Source organism: uncultured Parabacteroides sp. (genome assembly GCF_905196875.1).
In the GTDB taxonomy this organism is placed as follows: Bacteria; Bacteroidota; Bacteroidia; order Bacteroidales; family Tannerellaceae; genus Parabacteroides.
This window is the reverse complement of record NZ_CAJJWO010000025.1, coordinates 30215-55207: the sequence shown is the minus strand read 5'-3', so window position 1 is coordinate 55207 and position 24993 is coordinate 30215. Positions and strand designations below refer to the sequence as shown.

The 24993-nt window shown below is 41.8% G+C and carries 12 protein-coding genes; all 12 read left to right on the top strand.

Annotation, left to right across the window (positions count from 1 at the left end; all coding sequences use genetic code 11):
- Positions 1 to 10: 10 nt before the first annotated feature.
- The 12 genes from QZ076_RS10490 (at position 11) to QZ076_RS10435 (ending at position 24979) form a co-directional block, all read left to right on the top strand.
- On the top strand, positions 11 to 3313 hold the full coding sequence (locus QZ076_RS10490; RefSeq protein WP_293713165.1) for a TonB-dependent receptor: 3303 nt from the start codon (positions 11 to 13) through the stop codon (positions 3311 to 3313).
- A gap of 5 nt (positions 3314 to 3318) precedes the next feature.
- Positions 3319 to 4761 (top strand): RagB/SusD family nutrient uptake outer membrane protein, encoded by a 1443-nt coding sequence (locus tag QZ076_RS10485; protein WP_293713163.1) that lies wholly within the window; start codon positions 3319 to 3321, stop codon positions 4759 to 4761.
- Positions 4762 to 4874: 113 nt separating this feature from the next.
- Positions 4875 to 7238 (top strand): right-handed parallel beta-helix repeat-containing protein, encoded by a 2364-nt coding sequence (locus QZ076_RS10480; RefSeq protein WP_293713160.1) that lies wholly within the window; start codon positions 4875 to 4877, stop codon positions 7236 to 7238.
- Positions 7239 to 7246: 8 nt separating this feature from the next.
- Positions 7247 to 8719 carry an alpha-L-fucosidase gene (locus QZ076_RS10475; protein WP_293713158.1) on the top strand — a complete coding sequence of 491 codons (1473 nt, stop codon included), beginning with the start codon at positions 7247 to 7249 and terminating at the stop codon, positions 8717 to 8719.
- Positions 8720 to 9438: 719 nt separating this feature from the next.
- Complete coding sequence (ilvD, locus tag QZ076_RS10470; protein WP_293713190.1) at positions 9439 to 11271, top strand: dihydroxy-acid dehydratase; 1833 nt, start codon at positions 9439 to 9441, stop codon at positions 11269 to 11271.
- A 111-nt stretch (positions 11272 to 11382) separates the two neighbouring features.
- Entirely contained in the window at positions 11383 to 13083 is a 1701-nt protein-coding gene (gene ilvB / locus QZ076_RS10465; RefSeq protein WP_293713156.1) for a biosynthetic-type acetolactate synthase large subunit, read from the top strand.
- A 12-nt stretch (positions 13084 to 13095) separates the two neighbouring features.
- Entirely contained in the window at positions 13096 to 13650 is a 555-nt protein-coding gene (ilvN, locus tag QZ076_RS10460; protein ID WP_293713154.1) for an acetolactate synthase small subunit, read from the top strand.
- Positions 13651 to 13700: 50 nt separating this feature from the next.
- Entirely contained in the window at positions 13701 to 14432 is a 732-nt protein-coding gene (locus QZ076_RS10455) for an acyl-ACP thioesterase domain-containing protein (RefSeq protein ID WP_293713152.1), read from the top strand.
- A gap of 37 nt (positions 14433 to 14469) precedes the next feature.
- Positions 14470 to 15516, top strand: coding sequence for a ketol-acid reductoisomerase (gene ilvC / locus QZ076_RS10450; RefSeq protein WP_122357104.1), 1047 nt, complete (start codon positions 14470 to 14472; stop codon positions 15514 to 15516).
- Between the two features lie 721 nt (positions 15517 to 16237).
- Positions 16238 to 19522: a TonB-dependent receptor gene (locus QZ076_RS10445; RefSeq protein WP_293713150.1), complete on the top strand. Its 3285-nt coding sequence runs from the start codon at positions 16238 to 16240 to the stop codon at positions 19520 to 19522.
- A gap of 17 nt (positions 19523 to 19539) precedes the next feature.
- Entirely contained in the window at positions 19540 to 21132 is a 1593-nt protein-coding gene (locus QZ076_RS10440; RefSeq protein ID WP_293713148.1) for a RagB/SusD family nutrient uptake outer membrane protein, read from the top strand.
- 517 nt (positions 21133 to 21649) lie between these two features.
- The gene (locus QZ076_RS10435; RefSeq protein ID WP_293713146.1) at positions 21650 to 24979 is read left to right on the top strand and encodes a TonB-dependent receptor; all 3330 of its coding nucleotides are present in this window, start codon (positions 21650 to 21652) and stop codon (positions 24977 to 24979) included.
- Positions 24980 to 24993 lie beyond the last annotated feature (14 nt).

Genomic DNA, 24993 nt, shown 5'->3' with positions numbered 1-24993 from the left:
ATACAAATATATGAAATTAACTAATCTAATACGTATAAATAACGGAAAAAGTATATTCAGACTGTTATTTATAACAGCTTTATCTTCCTATAGCTTATTGTCTTATGCGCAACAACAACAGGTGCGTCTGACCGGAAGTAATCTAACGTTGAAGACTGCTTTTAAACAGATCGAACAACAGACAAAACTGTTTGTGGATTATAATACTCAAGATGTAAATGACTCCCGGGTTCTGACAAAATTGCCTAAAAACAGTAATGTGAAAGAGGTTATGGAGCAGCTGTTGGAAGGTTCCGGTTGTTCGATAACATTTAGTAATGGACACGTGATCATTAATAAGCAAACTCAGGCTGCATCTACAACAAAAAATGTATCAGGCATTGTAAAAGATGAGAGAGGTGAACCCGTGATTGGTGCCAACATAGTCGTAAAAGGTACGACCAACGGAACGGTGACGGATATGAACGGACGGTATAGTTTGAACGTTCCCGAAGGTAGTGTGTTACAGATTTCCTATATCGGTTATAATGCGCAGGAAGTGAAAGTCGGTGGAGGAAATGTTGTAAATGTTTCACTTCGTGAGGATTCAGAAGCATTGGAAGAGGTTGTGGTTATAGGCTACGGTACAGTGAAGAAAAGCGACTTGACAGGGGCTGTCGGTTCAGTGCAAATGAAAGATGTGAGCCAGGTCGGTATTACCAGTGCCGATCGTGCGTTGCAAGGACAAATTGCCGGTGTACAGGTAAATGCCAGAACCGGTCAACCGGGTGAAGCGATGATGATTCGTGTTCGTGGTAGTAACTCTTTGGCAGGTGGTAATGAGCCGCTTTATGTTATTGACGGAATGCCGGTAGAAAAGATGAATTCGGATATTAACCCGGAAGATATCTTATCGATGGAAGTGCTCAAAGACGCATCTTCTACTGCTATCTACGGTTCGCGTGGTGCGAATGGTGTCGTTATGATTACTACTAAAAGAGGTAGTACGGGTGATACAGTATTGGAATACAACGGTTATGTCGGTGTTTCTTCATTAAGAAAGAAACTGGATTTATTGGGAAAAAACGACTATATAGCAATGGTAAACGAAGTATCCCAAAATGATGGAAATGGGATCGCTATTACGCCGGAGCAGGCTGCTTTGCTACCAAATAATGATTGGCAGGACCTGGCTTATCAAACTGCATTGACACATAGTCACCAGGTATCTGTTTCGGGAGGTACCGATAAGACGAAGTTGTATTCTTCTCTGAACTATATGAACCAGGAAGGTATTATTAAAGGATCTAATTATAATCGTTTTGCTTTACGTATCAATGGCGATCAGAAACTGGCGAAGAACTTGTCTTTAAATGCCAGCATCGCTTATTCGTACGGAACCCAGAATACGGCCAACAGCAGTGCTGATGGTTGGGGAGCTATTGCTTATACGGCAATGGTTATGGCACCGATACAGGAAATAAAGGATGCCGATGGTAAATATACAAACTTCTCGGGAACTCCCTGGGGAGGAACAAATCCGGTTGGTATGGCTGAATTGTATAAAGATAAAACGGTCAATTCACGTTTATTAGCGAATATGTCACTTGTCTATGATATTATTGACGGATTGACTTTCCGTGTGAATGCAGGTGCAGAGGTAAATGCAGCAAGTAAAGACCGTTATATTCCGATAGGTTTATCTGCCGGTGGAAAGCTGGATGGGGACGCTTCCAAAGAAAAGGCAAATTATTATACTATTATCAATGAAAATATCCTGACCTACGACAAGAAATTTAACAAAAGTCATGCCTTGAATCTGATGGGTGGTGTCACTTTCCAGACATATCAATGGAATCAGCTGAAAGGTAGTGGAACAGGCTTTTTACGGGATGTATATGAAACCAATAATCTGGGGGCTGCATCGACTCCCGGAACCCCTTCTTCAGGTTTTAATGATTACCGGATGGTATCTTTTCTGGGACGTGCCAATTATAATTTAATGGAAAGATATTTGCTGACTGTTACAGCTCGTTATGATGGCTCTTCTAAATTCAGCAAGAATCATAAGTTTGCTTTTTTCCCTTCGGCTGCATTAGCATGGCGTGTTTCGGAAGAAGATTTTATGAAGGATATCGATTGGATGGGTAATCTGAAACTGCGTGCAAGTATCGGACAAACAGGTAACCAATCTATTGATCCTTATCAAACCTTTGCTCAATTAGGAACCTCCAGCCCTATTTTCGGAGGTGGTAAAGATGTTGGTTTTGGTTTATCTTCTATGGCGAATGATGATTTGAAATGGGAAACAACTACACAGACAGATATAGGTGTTGATATGGGGTTCTTTGGTAATCGCTTGAATGTAAGTTTTGATTATTATTGGAAACAAACGCGTGATTTGTTGTATAAAGCCACACTTCCCCCTTCCTCTGGGTATTCTTCCATGTTAAGGAATTTAGGCCGTATTGACAATAAGGGTTTTGAAATTGCTATCAATACGATTAACGTGAGAGGCAAAGTGAACTGGACAACCAATTTGAACATAACTGCTAATAAATCGGTCGTAAAAGACTTGGGAACAGATGTATATGGAAATAAGATCATGAGGATAGATGCTCCTATCGGTGGGGGAAACTGGTTCCCTCTGTTTGTTGACAAAGCCCCGTTCCAATTGTATGGTTATGAGATTGAAGGCATTTATCAGACTGATGAAGAGGCTCGTCTGAATGGTGAAGCAACAAAGAAAGCCGGAGATTACCGCTATAAAGATACAGACGGAAAAGCCGGTATAACAACAGGTGACAAGACTATTATTGCAAATACACAGCCAAAGTTTACGTTTGGTATGACAAACATTATTAATTGGAACAATTTTGAATTGTCGTTTCTGGTAATCGGTAGCATAGGTGGTGATATTGTCAATGAGTTTAATAAGAGTATCACTAATATCGGTGGAACATGGAATATCCGCAAAGATGTTTGGCAAAACCATTGGACACCTGAAAATCCGAATGCTAAATATGCACGTGCATCTGTTGCTACCAAAGATTATCTGGCCTTCGGCGATCCGAGTTCTGTTTGGGTAGAAAACGGTTCTTATCTGCGTTTCAAAGATATCAAACTCGCTTATACTTTGCCTTCGCAATGGTTTGCTGGTTCACGGAAACCCAATATCTCGGTTTATTTGAGCGGACAGAATCTGATCACGATAACAAGTTATTCTCATTATGATCCCGAAGCATCCTGGACTTCTTCTGCCGTGAACGGATGGGACAGAGGTGTTTATCCATCTGCAAAATCATTTACTTTGGGTTTACAGGTTAAATTTTAATACTTATGACAAGAATGAAAACACTGATTAAAAATATATTGCTGGCTGTACCGGTTATTCTGTCTGTCTCTTGTTCCGATTGGCTGGAAGAAGATCCGAAAACGTTTATTTCTCCTTCTTCCTTTTATAAAACGGTAGAAGATTTTGACGGTGCTTTGAAAGGTTTGTATCCTCAGGGACAAAACCTGAACCTGACAGAGGTGTTTGCCGACTATAACGATAAACCGGAATCAGCCGAACAGGTTGGTGATATTTGGGCAAATAACCCGGGATTTGGTTTTTATGCATTTAGAGATGCGTGGTCCGGACCATACAGTACAATAAAGAATGCAAATATGATATTGGAATCGATAGAAGATAAGGACTTTGCTGCTGAAACCAAGAATCGTATCATCGGTGAAGCGAAGTGTTTACGTGCCTGGTCTTATTTCACCTTGGTTCAGTTTTTCGGCGATGTTCCTTTGCGGGATAAAGTTGTGACTAGCGATGCGGATGTGGCGATAGACCGTACACCACAGGCTGATGTCTATAAATTTATTTTTGATGATATTCTGGATGCAGAACAAAAGCTTCCGGAAGAAGCACAGGAAATGGGACGCGTAAATAAATGGGTTGTAAAAGCGATTATGGCACGTATCTATCTGACTTCTGCCGGTTTTCCGATGAATCAGAAAGAAAATTATACAAAAGCCAAAGAAAAAGCACTGGAAGTGATTAATAGTGGCCAGTATTCTTTGATGCCTACGTACGATAAGGTATTTAAGACGGAACGTTATACGGCAGAAACTATTTGGGCTGAGTTGTTTTCTGCTCCGGATAAATATAGCGGTATGCATAATGAATCTTCACCGATCGGTAGCCAGACAGCCTTATATCTTCCGACAAATGCTTTTATCGCCAGTTTTGCAAAAGGTGATATGCGTAAAGAATGGGGTATCAAGCCTGAATATGTAAATGCGAAAGGTAATAAAGTTATCTCACGTACATATTATAACAAGTATATTAATGAAGAATATCTGGAGCAGGAGCTTCCGGCTTCTAATACCAATATTCTGACCTGGCAGACCCAATTGATCCGTTTGGCCGAAATGTATCTGATTGCCGCTGAAGCTGAAAATGAAGTGAATGGCCCGGCCGGAGCTTATCAATATATCAATGCTATCCGTAAACGTGCCCGTGTTGACCAGAATGATCCGACAAACGTGCCTGATTTGAGCGGACTTTCTCAGGAGCAGTTCCGCGAAGCAGTCCTCCTGGAACGTCAGCACGAATTGTATGAAGAAGGCTTTGCTTGGTATGATCTGAAACGTACCCAAACGTTCGATAAGGTACAGAAAGCGCGTGGCGACAGGTTGAATGTTCCTGTTGGGGCCTACAACAACACCTGGTTGATTCCTGATACCGAAATTCTGAATAATAATATTTCTCAGAATCCGGATTACAGATAATTAATTAGAATTTAGGAAGGGCCGGTCTGAATCATTATTGGATTGGCCCTTTTTATACTCTGCTTTTTTTATATTCTAGTCTTGTTTAAATGAAAATTTAATGTGAAGTCATTATGAGATTGAAAAATAAAGGAATAAAATTCTCTTTAGTCATCCTCTGTTATGTATTTTTATTTGTTTGTGAAGCTTATGCTCACCGTGATATTTATATATCTTCTACTGGTAGTTTATTGGGTGACGGTACAATGGATAATCCGGTTTTGACTTTGGATGAGGCTCTTCGGGTGGCGAAGTCTTCTGCGGAAAAAGATGTGAACATTTATTTCCGGACAGGGGTATATGAGTTCCCAAATCCCGTAATTATAACATCTGACGATTTTGTGGGTAAAAGATTACTCATTTCCGGCTACAAAGATGAAAACGTTATTTTATCTGGTAGTAAAACACTTTCATTGAAATGGCAAAAGGCACAAAAGGGATTGTATAAAGCCTTCGTGGCAGATACTTTTGATCAGATGTATATAAACGGAAATAAACGTATTCTGGCTCGATATCCTAATTATAAAGAAGGAGAACTGTTCAATGGAACTTCTGAAGATGCACTATCTGTTTCTCGCATAAAAAAATGGAAGGATCCTTCGGGTGGTTTTATTCATTCTATGCACCAGGGACGTTGGGGAAGTCAGCATTATCAGATAATGGGCAAAGTAAAAGAGGAACTTGTTTATGAAGGAGGATATCAATTAATCCGGGAATCGCCATTACATAAATCACTCCGGTATGTGGAAAATATACGTGAAGAGCTAGATGAAGCAGGGGAATGGTATTTGGATAAAAAAGAAAGTACATTATATTATTATCCTTTTCCCGGTGAAGATTTGAGTTCTGCAAAGGTAGAGGTAGTCACCTCGCCTCATCTTATAGAGTTACGTGGGGAATATCCGAATAATAAACTTATTGGTGTAACTATCCGGAATTTGTGTTTTACCCGTACGTTACGAACATTTATGTATCCCTACGAAAGTTTGATGAGAAGCGATTGGGGAATATATCGTGGAGGAGCTGTTTTTCTTGAAAATACGGAAGATTGTGTTATTATCGGGTGTGAGTTTTATGATCTGGGGGGCAATGCTGTATTCCTGAGTCGATATAATTATAATTCGAAAGTAATAGCAAATCATATCCACCATATAGGTGCCAGCGGTATTTGTCTTGTTGGGGATACGGCTGCTTTACGTTCTCCATCCTTTGGTTATTATGATTATGTTCCTTATGAAAAAATGGATTTAACTCCAGGAGCTAAAAATGATCATTATCCTCGTCAATGCATAGTTGAAGATAATTTGATTCATGATATAGGAATGGTTGAAAAACAAATCGCAGGTATTCAAATTCAGATAGCGGCCCAGATAAATGTGAGTCATAATAGTATATACCGGAGTCCACGTGCTGGTATCAATATTGGAGACGGTGCTTTTGGGGGACATGTTCTGGAATATAATGATGTGTTTGATACAGTGTTAGAGACAAGTGATCATGGATCTTTTAATTCTTGGGGACGTGATCGTTTCTGGCATCCGGATTTCAAGACGATGGATACTTTGACGCAGAAACATCGGGGGGTAATTCTGCTGGATGCTCTTTATACGACTGTAATTCGTAATAACAGATTCCGTTGTGATCATGGTTGGGATATAGATCTCGATGATGGTTCATCTAATTATCATATTTATAATAATCTTTGTCTTCGGGGTGGTATAAAACTTCGTGAAGGTTTTTTTCGGCGCGTAGAAAATAATTTGGTTATAAATAGCTCATTGCATCCTCATTTGTGGTTTCCTGAAAGTGGAGATGTTGTACAGAGAAATGTGTTTATGCAGCCTTATTTTCCTATTTCGGTTGAATATTGGGGAGAAAAGATTGATTTTAATTTCTTTTCCGGTCGGAAAGCTTTAGACAAAGTTAGAAAAGATGGAACAGATGTGCATAGTGTGACCGGTGAATTGATATTTGCCAATCCTCAAAGAGGTGATTACACATTATTGGATGGGAGTGAAGCGAATATAGTTTCTTTTGAAAATATTCCTATGGATAGATTTGGTGTTAGACCAGTCAAGCTGAAAGCGATAGCTGAAACTCCATTGTTTCCGGATGTACAGCAAATAGACGATGACGATGATTCAAAGATATATGAATGGTTAGGAGCTAAGATCCGAATAATAAAAGGATTGGGAGATCAGTCCGCTTTCGGTTTACCGGACCAGCGTGGGGTTGTAATCGTGGATATGGAAGAAGAGAGCCTGATAGCCAAGTCTGGATTACTGAAAAATGATGTGATACGCGATATGAGTGAGAATGAAATATCTTCGATAGAAGAAGTCTTTGCTTCGACGGAGCAGAATCGATGGTTGGGTAGATTGAAGTTGAAAATATTCCGAAATCAGAAGGAAGAGGAGGTTTTATTAAAATTAAAATGATTGACATTATGATTAAAAAAAAATCTATTATTAGTTTATTGCTTTTGTCTTTATTTATGACTGTCCTTTTTGGATGTGAAAGAGCAAAACGAACAATTGACCGACCTGCAATATCGATGGAGCCTGACCAGTCTACACGTTTGCTACCGAGTAAAGCTCAATTGAATGGAGGCATAAATATATACATGCCAGATGATCCGTATAAATCTTTTTGGGTAGAAAAGTGGAATCACCCCTCTCAATCTATCCAATGGAATGTTAAAGCTGAATCAGGAAGTTATTTGGCAGAAGTTCTAATAAAACTGAATAATATAGGTGGGGAAGAGAATGTTATTTTAGAATTGTCTGACGGACATAAAAGCTGTCAGTGCATTGTGACTGGCAGTGATTGGCAAAGATGTGTTTTTGAAAACCCAATCCAATTGTTGGCTGGTACATCGACAGTTACATTGCGTATTTTGTCTCCGGGAAAGTCTCCGGATTTCAATGTTCATCTTTTTTCATTGGAACTGACGGAGTCAAAGCTTTATGCACAGTTAAAGCAGCATGCGAATGAATTACGCTCTGATGCACATTGGATAGGAGATTTGAAGTACGGGTTCTTTTTTCATTGGAATTCAAGTAGTATGCCTCGGTTTGGTGATCCAAAGACATATGAAGAGGCTGTGAATGATTTTGACACAGAAGGTTTTGCAAAGATGGTATATGAATGTGGCGGTGGACTTGTTTTTTTCACGACAGCCTGGGCGGAAATGTATTTTCCTGGTCCATTAAGGGCCATTGACAATATCTTACCAGGGCGTACAACATCTCGTGATTTGGTCTCTGATATGGCTAATGCATTAGGTAAATATGGTATAAAACTGATACTATATTATAATGTATTAGCAGATACTCACTGGAGGACTTTGCAATCTTACTCAGATAATCCTCAAACATTGTATACCAATTTAGAAAACATATTGGGAGAGATAAGTGACCGTTACGGGAGTAAAATAGCTGGTATATGGTTGGATGATGGAATGGGGTACTACCCGGGTGGTGCTAATTTTGAAAAGCTGACTCGAGCAGCCAAAAGAAATAATAAAGATTTTTTGATTTGCTATAATTCATGGATATTTCCCAGACTTACAGATTTTCAGGATTATTATGCCGGCGAGTTGGGATTATCAGAAGAAAGTGCGGGTATGAATAACCTTTATTTGCCGGTTGATGGAAGTGGTGTATTCATTGGAGGCCCGCAAGAAGGGCTACAGGCCACATATTGCGGATTGCTGGAATCCGGAGATTGGACGCATAGATATAAAGATTCAGAAATAGACGACCCCTTATTAACAATTGATCAATTAGTCAATGTGGTGAAAGAATCCGACAAGCGGAAAAATCTTCCGATGATTAATGTTCGAATTTATCAAGATGGGACAATCTCGTCGAAGTCGGAAGCTTTGTTGAAGGAACTTAAAAAGGTGATAAACGATTAAATCCTCGATGAAATCGCACTTTTTTGAAAACAGGACTATAGTGTAACTCTTATCAGCACTATAGTCCTGCCTGTATCAGCACTACTGTGTGCCCCCTGTCGGCATATAGTATTAATACTGCTTTTAGTAGAAAAATGAAAAAAGTTATAGTTCTCTTTATATATATTCTTTATATATTAATAAGAGCGTCCCACTGATTGTCCCAAGTTTGTCCCAAAGAGTTTTTAAGAAGTGGGTTAAGCTATTGGTGATTAGTATATTATGAATGGGTGAAATTGTCCCAGGTCTGTCCCACTGGCTGTCCCACGTAGATTATGGGTAAATACGGACAAATACCGACAACCGACGACAACGGCGGACAAGGCATTTTCTGACTGTCGTATTTTTGTAGTGTTATATTGTTAGAAGGTCGAGAGTCTGTTAAAATGCAAGTGGAATCGTTCTTTTATCTTTCATTTCTAAATAAAAGTGATGATTTTTCTTTTAAATCCTTTGCTCATATGAATTATTGTTCTACATTTGCAGCGTCAAACAAATTAAAGACGATAAAAAAGATGATGAACAATGTATTGCATATTATTCTCGTGGTGGTCCTTCTAGTCATTAGTAGGTAAGGAGAAAGGTGTGTAAGAAGTTGTGAAGTCGTTAATGATATTTCTTAAGCCTTTCTCCCTATAGAGAAGGGCTTTTTTATTGACTAAAAGATAATAAAAGATATGATGAAGAATCCGTTAAGAAGTTCATATAGTACAGAGGGCAGACGCATGGCCGGAGCCCGTGCACTATGGCGTGCCAACGGCATGAAAGAAGAACAGTTCGGCAAACCGATTATTGCTATTGTGAATTCATTTACCCAGTTCGTGCCGGGACATGTGCATCTGCACGAAATCGGACAGCAGGTGAAAGCGGAGATCGAAAAGCTAGGTTGCTTTGCGGCCGAATTCAATACGATCGCTATCGACGACGGTATTGCTATGGGACATGACGGAATGCTTTATTCTCTTCCTTCCCGCGATATCATCGCAGACAGTGTGGAATATATGGTGAATGCCCATAAGGCAGACGCTATGGTATGTATCAGCAACTGCGACAAAATCACTCCGGGTATGCTGATGGCCAGTATGCGCTTGAACATTCCAACCATATTTGTATCCGGTGGCCCCATGGAAGCCGGCAATCTGGATGGTCGTGCACTCGACCTGATCGATGCTATGATCGAAGCGGCCGACGATTCTGTCAGCGATGAGCAAGTAGAAAAGGTGGAACGCTCTGCTTGTCCGACTTGCGGTTGTTGTTCTGGCATGTTCACTGCCAATTCGATGAACTGTCTGAACGAAGCTTTGGGTATGGCTCTTCCGGGTAATGGAACAGTTGTTGCTACTCATGCCAACCGTACCCGTTTGTTTAAGAAAGCAGCCAAAATGATTGTAGACAATGCTTTTAAATATTATCGCGATGGTGACGATTCCGTATTGCCGCGTAGCATTGCAACCCGTCAGGCTTTCCTGAATGCGATGTCGCTCGATATTGCGATGGGAGGATCAACCAATACGGTACTTCACCTGTTGGCAGTTGCTCACGAAGCGGAAGCTGATTTTACAATGAAAGACATCGATATGCTTTCACGTAAAACTCCGGTTATCTGTAAAGTAGCTCCCAGCTGCTCGTATCATGTGGAAGATGTAAACCGTGCAGGCGGTATCATGGGCATTATGAATGAACTGGTAAAAGGTGGTCTGGTAGACGGAACCGTAAAACGTGTGGATGGTCTGACTTTGAATGAGGCTATCGACCAATACAGTATCACTTCTGTCAATGTAACGGAGGAAGCAATCAATATTTATAAGAGTGCTCCGGCCCACCGTTTCAATCTGGTGCTCGGATCACAGGAAAGCTATTATAAAGAACTGGATACCGACCGTACCAATGGTTGTATCCGCGATGTGGAACATGCCTATGTAAAAGACGGCGGTCTGGCTGTCCTTTACGGAAATATAGCGCAGGACGGTTGTGTCGTTAAGACGGCCGGGGTAGATGAAAGTATCTTCCGCTTTGCCGGTCCTTCTAAAGTATTTGACTCACAGGATGCAGCTTGCGAAGGTATCCTTAAAAACAAAGTCGTCTCCGGCGATGTCGTCGTTATCACCTATGAAGGTCCTAAGGGTGGTCCGGGTATGCAGGAAATGTTGTACCCAACCTCTTATATAAAGAGTAAACACCTGGGTAAAGAATGTGCGCTGATCACAGACGGACGCTTCAGCGGTGGAACATCTGGTTTGTCAATCGGACATATCTCTCCTGAAGCAGCAGCAGGGGGAGCGATTGGCCTCGTGAAAGACGGGGATATTATCGAAATCAATATTCCCGAAAGAACTATAAATGTAAAGGTAAGCGATGAAGAACTCGCCGCACGTCGCCAGGCAGAAGAAGCCCGCGGACCGAAAGCCTTTACACCTCCTTTCCGCCAGCGTACGGTATCGAAAGCACTGAAGGCATACGCTAAGATGGTTGCTTCGGCCGATAAAGGCGGTGTACGAATAGTAGAAGATTAAATAATAATTCAATAGGACAATATGCCAATGTGCCAATAAAGAGATTTATGTGATACAACAGTGTCTAGGAATTGGCATATTGACATATTAGCAAATTAGCACATTATTAAAATGGATAAACAAAAGATAACCGGTTCGGAAGCTTTGCTGAAAGCGCTGATCGCTGAAGGAGTAGATACTATCTTCGGTTATCCGGGCGGACAGGCAATTCCTATATACGATAGTTTATACGACTATAAAGATCAATTGAAACATGTTCTGGTACGCCACGAACAAGGCGCAACACATGCGGCTCAGGGATATGCCCGCGTTTCCGGTAAAGTGGGGGTAACGTTGGTTACTTCCGGACCAGGAGCAACAAATACCATTACCGGTATTGCCGATGCATTGATGGACAGTACACCGATGGTAGTAATTGCCGGACAAGTTCCGTCTCCACTGCTGGGTACCGACGCTTTTCAGGAAGTCGACGTAATCGGTATTACACAACCAATAACTAAATGGGCCTATCAAATCCGTAAACCGGAAGAAATAGCCTGGGCTGTATCCCGTGCTTTCTATATCGCATCGACGGGACGTCCCGGTCCGGTAGTACTCGACCTGGCTAAAGATGCACAAGTCGGTTTGGTGGATTATGAATACGAAAAGGTAGATTATATACGCAGCTATCAGCCGGAGCCGGATATCAAGCAAGAACGTATTGAAGCCGCAGCCGCTCTGATCAATAGTGCAAAGAAACCCTTCTGTCTGGTAGGCCAGGGAGTTATCCTGGGTGGGGCAGAAGAGGAATTGAAAGCCTTTCTGGAGAAAAACGATATACCTGCCGGTTCGACCGTGTTAGGATTGTCAGCACTTCCTTCCGACTTCCCTCTACATAAAGGTATGCTCGGTATGCATGGAAATGTAGGACCTAACCGGAAGACAAACGAATGTGATGTGTTGATCGCTATCGGTATGCGTTTCGACGACCGTGTAACCGGCGATTTGAAGACATATGCCAAACAAGCAAAAATAATCCATCTGGATATCGACAACTCGGAAATCGGCAAAAACGTTCCCGTTGATGTAAAAGTGTTGGGTAATGCCAAACACACCATCCCGATGATTACCTCTTTGCTGGAAGAACGGAAACGCACAGAATGGAATGCCGAGTTTGAACCGGACGAAAAGGAAGAGGACGAAAAAGTAATCCGTAAGGAGCTTTTCCCTACCGAAGGCCAGTTGAAGATGGGCGAAGTAGTGCGTAAAGTATCCGAAGCAACCGGCAACGATGCGATCCTGGTGACCGATGTAGGTCAAAACCAGATGATGGGTGTCCGTTACTTTAAATACAAACAAACCCGTAGCGTGGTAACTTCAGGTGGTTTGGGAACAATGGGCTTCGGCCTTCCCGCAGCTATCGGTGCCAAGCTGGGTGCTCCCGAACGTACTGTTTGTTTCTTTACTGGCGACGGCGGTATCCAGATGACTATCCAGGAACTGGGAACCATTATGCAGGAGGAACTGAATGTGAAGATCATCGTTCTTAATAATAACTTCCTGGGTATGGTACGCCAGTGGCAGGAATTGTTCTTCCAGGAACGTTATTCGAACACTATCATGAAAAATCCGGACTTTGTCGCGATAGCCAAGGCATTCGGTATTGCTTCCCGAGCTGTCGACAGCCGTGAAGAACTGGACGGTGCAATAGAAGAAATGCTCCGCCATGACGGCGCTTACCTGTTGGTTGCCAACGTGGAAACCTGTGGAATGGTATATCCGATGGTTCCGGCCGGAGGAAGCGTTACAAATATGATCTTAGGTGCTAAGTAAGGAGGAACAATTATGAATACGAAAAAATTATATACCGTTATTATCTTTTCAGAGAACACCGTTGGTCTTCTGAACCAGATAACCGTTATCTTTACGCGTCGGCAACTGAACATCGAGACGCTTTCTGTTTCTCCCTCGGCAATAAAGGGGATACATAAGTTTACAATTACTACCTTTGCCGACGAAGATATGATCGATAAGGTCGTTAAGCAGATCGACAAGCGTGTGGATATTCTGAAAGCCTATTACAATACGGATGAAGACCTGGTTTATCAGGAAATAGCCCTCTATAAATTAAGTACCGAGCTCTTTATCAAGATGGGTACGGTCGAGGATCTGATCCGTAAGTACAATGCCCGTATCCTCGAAGTGAATGAGACATGCGTCGTACTTGAAAAGAGCGGACATTATGATGAGACACAAGCTTTGTTCAAAGAGTTGAGCGAAACGATCGGAGTGCTGCAATTCATCCGTTCCGGTCGCGTTGCGATTACGAAGAGCAAGGTGGAGCGTCTGAGCGATATGCTGTCCTCGATGGAAAAGAAGTTGCAGGATAAACACGATTAACAATAAATGTAGGGCGGGTTCCAAATCCGCCCTTCCTTAAAAAGAAGATTATGGAGAAGAACAAAGTAGGAGAATTTCATTTCGTAACCGAGTCCTATCTAATGGACTTCCGGGGTCGCATCACTATTCCGATGATCGGAACTTATTTGCTGCACGCCGCTTCCTGTCATGCCGCCGACCGTGGGTTCGGTTATAACGATATGACCGAAAGGCATACTGCATGGGTGCTTTCCCGCCTGGCAATCGAAATGACTTCCTATCCAGCTATGTCCGAGTCCGTAACCTTATATACCTGGGTCGATGAAGTCGGCAAGCTATTTACCAGCCGCTGTTTCGAACTGGTGAACGGTGAAGGCAAAACCTTCGGGTTTGCCCGTTCTATCTGGGCGGCTATCGATGTGGAAACCCGTCGTCCGACCTTGCTTGATGTAGAAGGCTTGAGTGCTTATGTCACCGACCGTCCCTGTCCGATCGAGAAACCCGGTAAGATCGCCCCGGTGGAAAACAATGTACCCGGTGAGCCCTATCGTGTGAAATACAGCGATCTTGATGTGAACGGACATCTGAATAGTATCAAATACATGGAACACCTGCTCGACCTGTTCGATATCAGCATGTTCCGTGAAAAAGAGATAAGCCGCTTCGAAATAGCTTATCAGTCTGAAGGTAAATACGGTATGGAGTTGACTCTCCATCATCAGGAAGTATCCGAAGACAAATACAATATGGTAATATGCAACGACGGCAAAGCGATCAGCCGTGCCGCCGTTACCTGGAAATAACAAATTATTTTATATACATTTTAATAGTAAAAAGAAAATGGCAGTAATGAATTTTGGCGGTGTTGACGAAAACGTAGTAACCCGCGAAGAATTTCCGTTGGAAAAGGCAAGAGAAGTATTGAAAGATGAAACTATCGCCGTGATAGGTTATGGCGTACAAGGTCCCGGCCAGAGCCTGAACTTGCGCGACAACGGTTTTAACGTAATTGTAGGACAACGTAAAGGTGGTAAGACCTGGGAAAAGGCCGTTGCTGACGGTTGGGTACCGGGCGAAACACTGTTCGATATCGAAGAAGCTTGCGAAAAAGCAACAATCATACAGTATCTGCTTTCAGATGCCGCACAGATTGAAGTATGGCCGCGTATCAAAAAATACCTGACTCCGGGTAAGGCTTTGTATTTCTCTCACGGTTTCGGTATTACTTATAAAGAACGTACAAACATCATCCCTCCTGCTGATGTAGACGTAATCCTGGTAGCTCCGAAGGGCTCGGGAACTTCATTGCGTCGTATGTTCCTGCAAGGTCGTGGCTTGAACTCAAGCTACGCAATCTTCCAGGATGCAACAGGCAAAGCTTGGGATCGCGTAATTGCATTGGGTATCGGTGTAGGTTCAGGTTACTTGTTCGAAACAACTTTCAAGAAAGAAGTATATTCCGACCTGACTGGCGAACGTGGTACTTTGATGGGTGCAATCCAGGGATTGCTGCTTGCTCAGTACGAAACACTGCGTGAAAATGGTCACGAACCTTCTGAAGCATTCAATGAAACAGTAGAAGAGTTGACACAGTCGTTGATGCCGTTGTTCGCAGAAAACGGTATGGACTGGATGTATGCAAACTGTTCGACCACTGCACAGCGTGGTGCTTTGGACTGGATGGGCCCGTTCCACGATGCTACAAAACCGGTCTTCCAGAAGCTGTATAGCGAAGTTGCCTGTGGTAACGAAGCACAGCGTTCTATCGATACCAACAGCAAACCCGACTATCGCGAAGGTTTAGAAAAAGAACTGAAAGCACTTCGTGAAAGCGAAATGTGGCGTGCAGGTGCCGTTGTTCGCAAACTGCGTCCTGAAAACAACTAACAGTTGGTACGATAAATAAGTATTAAACATCTTGCGATATAAAGCGGTAATCCGGTATGTTCCGGGTTGCCGTTTTTTCTTTCCCGCTACCAGTTAAGCATAAACCTATGACTAACTAAGTCTTTCCTCATGACTTATTAATACAAAACTCCCTGGCTATACAATAAAAGATGCCGGGAAGGGATATAGTGGTTACCTGTGTGACGAATTTTAGCTAAGTAAGTTCTCTATCATGAAGTTTTCTGAATTTATCTGAATTTATCTGTCATTTGCAACTGAATCTGTCATCTGTCACCGGTATGGAACATTACAGTTTTATATGTTAAAACCCGTGATTGGTGAAGCTGGTTTATTGATCTCATATGCTTATTGTATTTGATAGGTTAGGAGTTTTTATGGAGTTGCTTTTCTTAATAGATGAATGTTAAATAGTGAGGAATAAAGTATTAAATATATATTTTTATACTTGTGCCTATTTATGTTATATTATATTTGTTGAAGAAAGTACGGTGTGTTTAATCAAGATTGATGGATTAATGTTTGTGAGTAAAAGGTTGTGTGTCTTGATTCTATGAACTTTATTTTAGAGCGTATGGACCTGGGCGCTTTTTGAGGAGAGAAGCGTAACCTCTAATGAAATGAATGCTATTATGATTAAAATTATTTAATTAAAGTCTTGAATTTAACTATGTGGACAGACTCAAAACTAATTAAATCACTAATGTTTTCTGTATTGTTTGGAGCTGCGGGTACTGTAGTTGCAGCTATTCCAACAAGTCCCGAAACGATGGTAGTGCAACAGGGAAATAAGGTCTCAGGCCTTGTCTCTGACGATATGGGGCCCGTAGCCGGTGCTTCTGTCGTAGTAAAAGGAACTTCTGTCGGTACGATTACCGATACCGACGGTCGATTTACCCTGGATAATGTCCGGCGGGGATCGGTAATTGTAATATCTTTTGTCGGCCTGGCTACGCAGGAGATTACGTGGAACGGGCAAGCTAACTTAAATGTTAAGTTGAGTGATGCGACACAGGATTTGGATGAAGTTGTAGTTGTAGCTTATGGTACAGCTAAGAAATCGACCTTTACCGGGTCGGCCTCTGTTGTGAAAGCAGAGAAACTGGAAAAGGTAATGGGTACCGGTTTTACTGAAGCATTGCAAGGTATGTCGGCCGGTGTGAATGTTGTGAACGTACAAGGTAACCCCGGTGCTGAAGCTCGTGTCGAAATTCGTGGTATCGCTTCTATGTCCGGAAAGGCAGATCCTTTGTATATTGTGGATGGTATGCCTTACGATGGTGGTCTTAACCAGATCAATCCGACGGATATCGAATCGATGACGGTGTTGAAGGATGCTGCGGCAACCTCTTTGTATGGTTCGCGTGCAGCGAATGGTGTTGTGATGATTACTACCAAGAGGGGGAAATCAGCTAAGCCTCAGATTAATTTTCGCGGGGCGTGGGGTACTTCCGACAATGCGGTAAAGAACCCTAAAAAGGCTAATCCTTATCAACAGTTGGAAAATACCTGGTATGCATTGTATTACGATGCATTGCTTTACGACGGCATGGATGCCAAGGCAGCCGGCGATTATGCATCTTCCCAGGCATTGACCAAACAGGTAAAAGCAACGAGAAATTCGAAGGGTGAAACTATTTATGTGACCCCGTTTAGATACATCAACGAAGATTATGTTTTGCATGACGGTAACGGTAATCCTTACATGAATCCTAATCTGGAATATGTATGGGATGAAGACGACTGGGATGTTTATAAAGCCATCTTCTCCCGAAAACTACGTCAGGATTATAGTGTGGATATAAGTGGACAAACAGGAAATGGTAAGACTTCATATTTCTTCTCCGGTGGTTACCTGGATGATCAGGGGTATGGAAATCGCCAGTATTACAAACGTTATTCTTTCCGTACGAATTTAAGTACGGAACTGTTCGACTGGTGGAAAGTTGCAGGTAGCTTGTCATATTCCCGTCATCGCCAAAATGTATCGGGAGGTGCCAGCCGTGCTGCAAACTTTACGACAACACTGTCGTCTCCCTGGTTGCGTAACGAGGATAATACGGGATGGGTGGTTTCGGAAAAGACCGGAAAAAGAATGTATGACTATGGTAAATATGTCAACAACTTCTTTGGAGCACATGTCCTGAACAATTCGGGTGACTATTGGGATAATGAGAATGACGATAGTTTCGATAATAATATGGGGCATATTCTCTCGGCTCAGTTTAATACAGAGTTTAAGTTGCCATATAACCTGAAGTTCCGTTCTGCTTTGAATATCGATGATTACTGGAGTCGTTCAATGGTGTATACATCTGCTGTGCATGGTAGTGGTCAGACTGCTCCTTATGGAATTTCTATCCTGGCGGATGGCGGTTATGCCAGCCGTTATGATTTCAATAAGCGCTCTACTACCTGGAATAATGTGTTGTCGGGCGACTGGTCGATCGGCGATCATAATATATCTGCTATGGCTGGTCACGAGTGGTATACCTGGGATTCCCACTATGAGCAAGGTTGGGGTGAAGGAATCATGGAATTAGGTAAATACGAGTTATCGAATACGACCAAGAATTTTGGTGTATGGGGAGGCCGTGATAAATATTCTCTGTTGTCATTCTTCGGAAAGTTGGATTATAATTTCCTGAATAAGTATTATCTCTCTGCCTCGATTCGTGAGGACGGTTCTTCCCGCTTCAGTTCCGATAACCGTTGGGGTACATTCTGGTCGACCGGTGCTTCCTGGAGAATATCGAAAGAGGGTTTCCTGGAAGATGCAAAATGGATTGACAATCTGGTACTTCGTGCCAGTTACGGTACAACCGGTAATGATAAGTTGATTGTACGTAATGCTAGTAACGGTAAAGCAGGGGATGAAGTATTATATGGTTATCAGGGAACTTACGAAAGTGATGACCTCTATCTGAAGTCTGGTCTGAAGCCTTCTACTACTCCGACTCCGGATTTGAAATGGGAGAGCAATAAACAATGGAATATTGGTTTGGACTTTTCTTTCCTCAGCCGTCTGAGCGGTACGGTGGAATATTACTCCCGTACGTCCAATGATCTGTTGTATTATAAGGAATTGCCTCTATCGGCCCAGGTCGGTGCAGCTTCCGGATATAATATGAATATCGGTGACCTTCGTAATAGCGGTGTTGAAATAACGATCAATGCCAACATCTTTACTTCAAAAGATTTCAGATGGGATATCGACGCCAATATGAGTACACTGAAGAATGAGGTTACTTATCTGCCGACAGGTGCTTATACCTATGCCGGTACGGCTTGTACCTATAAAATGGAAGAAGGTAAGTCTATCTACGAGTTTATCGCTCCTCAATATGACGGTGTGAATCCTGAAACAGGTCTGCCGGGTTGGTTGATCCGTGATGGTAATGGCGGTTGGGTGCGTACGGAAGATCAGGCGAAAGTAACTACTGATGATTTTGTATATTGTGGTTCCGCTATTCCTAAAGTATTTGGTTCTATCACCAACAACTTCCAGTTTAAAGGGATCGACCTGTCGTTTATGTTTTATTATTCTTATGGATCAAAGATTTCCGACTATACCTATAAAGAACGTATTATGAACCGTCCGGGTGTAGGTGTCGTACAGGAATTGGTAGAAGACCGCTGGAGACAGCCGGGTGATGCGGGAACACTTATCCCTCGTTGGTCGTATACTCAATATGGCGCAACAGTTAAATATGCCGATAACTTTGTGTTCGACAACCATTACTGGCGTCTGAGAAACCTGACTTTAGGTTATACTTTGCCAAAGAATATCAGCCGTAAGGCATTGGTGGAAAATCTGCGTGTGTATGTGACAGGTAATAACCTGTTGACTTTCGGACCGGCAAAGAAGCGCTTTACAGATCCCGAAACAGGTGTAATGGGTAACAGTTATAATGGTAACGCTGAAACGGATAACGGTATTCAGGGTTCAAGAAGACTGTATATGGTCGGTATTCAAATCACATTATAAATGCAAAAAAGATATTTATGAAAAGATTATTTATAAACATATCCTTCCTGTCCCTCGCTTTTGTAGGTTTTACCCTAACAGGATGTGATGACGATCTGACAACCAGTTCGTATGTGAAAGTGAATGATACGGATGTGCTCGAGAATATATCCCAGCTGGAAAAAGTATTGACCTCGGCGTATAAACAGTTGTATTTTAATACGGATAAAGGCGATCGTGTATATGCCGGGCTTCCGGGCTTCCAGATGTATGTCGATGCAGGAGGTGCGGATATCGTGAGCCATACTAATATGGGTGGCGACCAGGTAACGGCTTATCAATATTCGAACTCAAAGACTCAGGCGGATGGGAATGCATCCAAGATATGGTCGATGTGCTATAACGTGATCAACCGTGCTAATATTATCCTGACCAATGTGGATAATGCCAGCGGTGATGAAACACAAAAGAAGCATATCAAAGGACAAGCGTTGGCTATGCGCGGGCTTCAATATTTTCATTTGATCCAAAATTATCAGCAAACGTATGTTATTGCAAAAAACAAACGGGGGGTGATTTTGCGTACATCTTCCACTGATGAGGCTCATAAAGGCTTTTCAACCGTAGAAGAAATATACACCCAGATCGTATCTGATCTGACTACTGCAAAGTCATTACTTTCTGATTACGCTCCGACAGATATGTGGTTGATTAATTCGGAGATCTGCTCCGGTATTTTGGCTCGTGTGTATCTGGTGATGCAAAATTGGGAAGGTGCTTACAATGAAGCTAAAATAGTCTATGATAATCATAGTCAACTGATGACGCGTGAACAATATCGTTCAGGTTTCGACGATATGATCAGTGGTAATTATCAGGAAGTGGTTTGGGCGATGAAGTATACAGCCGATAACAACCTGGGAGGTAGTACGCAGTTTAACTTCTGGTACAATCAGGACGAAAGTTATGGTGAAGGTTATGCGGATGGACCGATTTATTCTTTCCTGGATTATTTTGTGGATGAGCAGTTTGTGAAATTGTTTGAAGAAAAGGAAGACCGCTATCAGTTCTGGAAACGAACCAAGAATGCAAACAAAGAAATCAATACAAAATGGGCCTTTGATAAGTATAAACATTATGGAGAAGATGGAGGAAGTGTGATCCAAAGTGCTACCCGTCCTGAAGTGTGCTTGATGCGTGGAGCTGAAATGCTGCTGATCATGGCAGAGGCTGCTGCACAGAAAGGTAGTACAGGAGAGGCTCTTACTTTATTGAATCGTTTACAGGTAGCACGTAATGCGACTCCGACAACCAATAGTGGTGGGGATGCATTATTAGAAGATATCTACAAAGAACGTCGTAAAGAATTGATTTGTGAAGGACAGGCTGGTTTTTATGATCTGGTTCGTTTGCAGAAGAGACTGGTTCGTTATGGTGAAACGACAGCAAATCCTGCCGGGCATTATGTATGGGGTATGCAATACTTGAATGGATATAATGTCAGTGATCCTCAACCGATGGGAATTCTTGAATCGAATGATTACCGTTTTTTCTGTCAGATTCCTCAAATGGAAATCCTTAATAACGATGCAATCTCAGAGGCTGATCAGAATCCCTGGAGCGGGCAGTAAGAACTAGATTGCTATTTATAGTAAGAAGGAGCTTTTAGGAGCTCCTTTTTTTTGTCATGAATACCATAGTCTCTATAGAACTATTGTATTCCAGAGGGCAAATATAGCAATATTATTTAATTTGAGTTTAATTATACCGTTAAAATGTTACCAGTTAAGAATTTTAACACAAACAATACAAAGAAGATATAAGAAGTGTATTATATAAAAAACAAACTCAAACTGTTTATTATCATGAACATATCAACACAAACAGAAACAAAATAAATATTTTCGCATATTTATGCATATTTCAAGAATTTAACAAAACCTGTTTTCTCCTAAAAATAATACAATAGTTCTATAGAGACTATGGCATTTAATTAGAGTGTTTGAATGCTTTTCTGAGAGCCAAGTATTTTCGCGTTAGTATTAAATGTTCAGAAAGTCAGTCTCTTATTTTAAATCAAATCGGAGTATTTGTGAACACTATCGCGTAGTTAAAATAGGTTTAATCGTTTAATTGTAATTTTAGCTTATGTTGACAAACTCGAGACTGGTTAAGGCATTGCTTCTGGCTACTGTATTTGGTTCAGCCGGGACTATTAATGCCGTTGTGATTCCGACCTCATTAGGTGCTACGATCACGCAGCAGAAAAACAAAGTTACAGGTTTTGTTGAGGATGAAATGGGACCGGTTGCCGGTGCCTCTATCTCTATCAAAGGAACTTCCTATGGTACTATTACGGATATGGATGGTAATTTCGTATTAGATGGTATTCAAAAAGGAAATGTTCTTGTTGTTTCTTTTGTCGGATTACAGACACAGGAGGTTGTTTGGAATGGACAAAGTTCAATAAAAGTAAAGTTGACAAGCGATACTCAGGATTTGGATGAGGTCGTAGTTGTTGCTTATGGTACAGCAAAAAAGTCCTCATTTACAGGTTCTGCTTCCGTAGTAAAGTCCGATCAACTGGAAAAGATTTCAGCAACCAGCTTCACGGAGGCATTGCAGGGTATGAGCGCCGGTGTAAATGTTTCTAACAATGAAGGTAACCCGGGTGGAGAAACTCGTATCCAGATACGTGGTATCAGTTCTATGTCAGGACAGACAACCCCGTTGTATATTGTGGACGGTATGCCTTATGATGGCAGCATTTCTACATTGGCTCCGTCCGATATTGAATCTATGACTGTATTGAAGGATGCTGCTGCAGCTTCTTTGTATGGTTCACGTGCTGCAAACGGTGTCGTTGTGATCACGACAAAGAAAGGTAAAATTGGTAAACCTCAGATTAATTTCCGTGGTGCCTGGGGTACTTCCGACAATGCGGTAAAGAACCCGACAAAAGCCAACCCGTATGAGCAGTTGACAAACACATGGCGTGCTATCTATAATGATAAATATTATGTGGAAGGTCTGGACAAACAGGCTGCCGGAGATTATGCTTCACAGACAGTACTGGGTCACATGGTTAATCCGCGTGTCAACTCTCAGGGACAAACTGTTTATGTAACTCCGTTTAAATGGACCGGCGATGCTTCCAATTATGTATTGCATGACGGCAACGGTAATGGTTACGTAAATCCGGATCTCGAAATGGTTTGGGATGAAAGCGATTACGACTGGTATGGTTCCGTATTCTCCCGCAAGTTGCGCCAGGATTACGGTATCGACCTGAGTGGTGCTACTGCCGACGGTAAGACTAACTATTTCACCTCTATGTCTTATCTGAATGATAAGGGATTTGCTAATAACCAGTATTATAAACGTTATTCATTCCGTGCCAGTGTAACAACTGAATTGACAAAGTGGTTAAGCATGGGTGGAAGCCTGGCATATAGCCAGTATCGCCAGAACGTATCCGGTGCAAACCGTGCTTTGGTATTCTCTAATTCGTTAAACTCTCCTTATTTGAGAAATGAAGATAATACAGATTGGTATTATTCTCAAAAAACCGGAAAGCGTATTTATGATTTCGGAGAGAACAGTGCAAACTTCTTCGGTTCTCATGTTTTGCAGAATGGTGGTGACTATTGGAACAATCCGAACGATGAAGATTTTGACAACTACGCAGGTAATATGATCACTGCTCACTATTTTGCAGATTTCAAATTACCATTTAATATTAACTTCAAGACAGCCGTTAATCTGGATGATATAACGAAAAACAGATATCAATATTCTTCTGCTATTCATGGTGATGGACAGTTGAAGCCTTATGGTGTAACAGTAAAGACCAGTGGTGGTTCTGCTACTCATGAATCATGGAAAACACAATCTGTTACCTGGAATAATATTCTGACTTGGGATAAGTCGGTCAATGATCATAATTTCAATGTAATGTTGGGACAGGAGTTCTACTCAACCGACAGACATTATGAATATGGTTATGGTGAAGGTATCATGCAGATGGGTATGTATGAATTGAATTCTACTACAAAGAACTGGGCCATCGATTCAAAAAGAGATTGTTATTCATTATTATCTTTCTTCGGAAAAGTCGATTATAACTGGATGAATAAGTATTACCTGTCGGGTTCTATTCGTCGTGACGGTTCTTCCCGTTTTAGTAAAGACAGCCGTTGGGGTAACTTCTTCTCCGTAGGTGCTTCCTGGCGTATCTCAAAAGAGAAATTCATGGAAGATATCAAATGGATCGATAACTTATCTTTGCGTGGTAGTTATGGTACATCAGGTAATGACAAACTGATCCCGCGTAATACAGGTAACGGTTCTTCTAAATTGGATGATGAAATTTTCTATGGCTATCAGGGATATTATACATCTGCTAACTTATATGATCTGGCAGGTTACAAACCGAAGACTGTCGCTACTCCGAAATTGAAATGGGAGCGTAACGAACAGTATAATATAGCATTGGATTTCGCCTTCCTGAACCGTTTGAACGGTACGGTTGAATTTTATACCCGTAATTCGAAAGATTTGTTGTACTACAAGGCTTTGCCTCTGTCTGCACAGGTAGGTGATGCTGAAGGATACAATACCAACTTAGGTAATATCCGTAACCGTGGTGTTGAAATCACGTTGGGAGCTACTGCTATTCAGCAAAAGAATTTCCGCTGGAATATCGATTTCAACATGTCTACAGTAAAGAATGAAGTAACTTATCTGCCGGACGGAGCATATATCTATGAAAACCGTGGTGCCGGCTATAAACTGGAAGAAGGACATTCGATCTTTGAATTCTACATGGTGAAGAATGCTGGTGTAAATCCTGAAAACGGTAATATGCGTTTCTGGGTTCGCGATGGTGAAAATGGTTGGAAAACAACAGAAAACTATTCAGATGTGTCTTCCAAGGATTATCAATATTGTGGTTCCGCAATACCTAAGGCTTTTGGTTCTATCACAAATACGTTTAAACTGAAAGATTTCGACTTCTCATTTATGTGGTATGCCTCTTTCGGTGCCAGAATGTGGGACTATGTTTATCTGGAGCGTACTACGGTTCGTGACGGTGTTGGTGTTATTCAGGATCTGGTAGACGGAAAAGTATGGATGCAACCGGGTGACAATGCTGAATTCCCGCGCTGGTCGGCTTCCAATTATTCTGCAACACGTAAGAACTCTGATTTCTATCTGTTCGATAACGACTATATCCGTTTGAGGAACGTGACATTGGGATATACATTGCCGCGTAACCTGACTGCAAAGGCTGGTCTTTCTAATGTTCGTGTTTATCTGACAGGCGATAACCTGCTGACTTTCGGTCCGGCTGCAAAACGTCATACAGAACCTGAAACAGGTGTTCTGGGTAACAACTATAATGGTAATACGGATACGGATAATGGTATCCAGGGATCAAGAAGAGTGTATATGTGTGGTATTCAAGTTTCATTTTAAATAAGATAGATCTG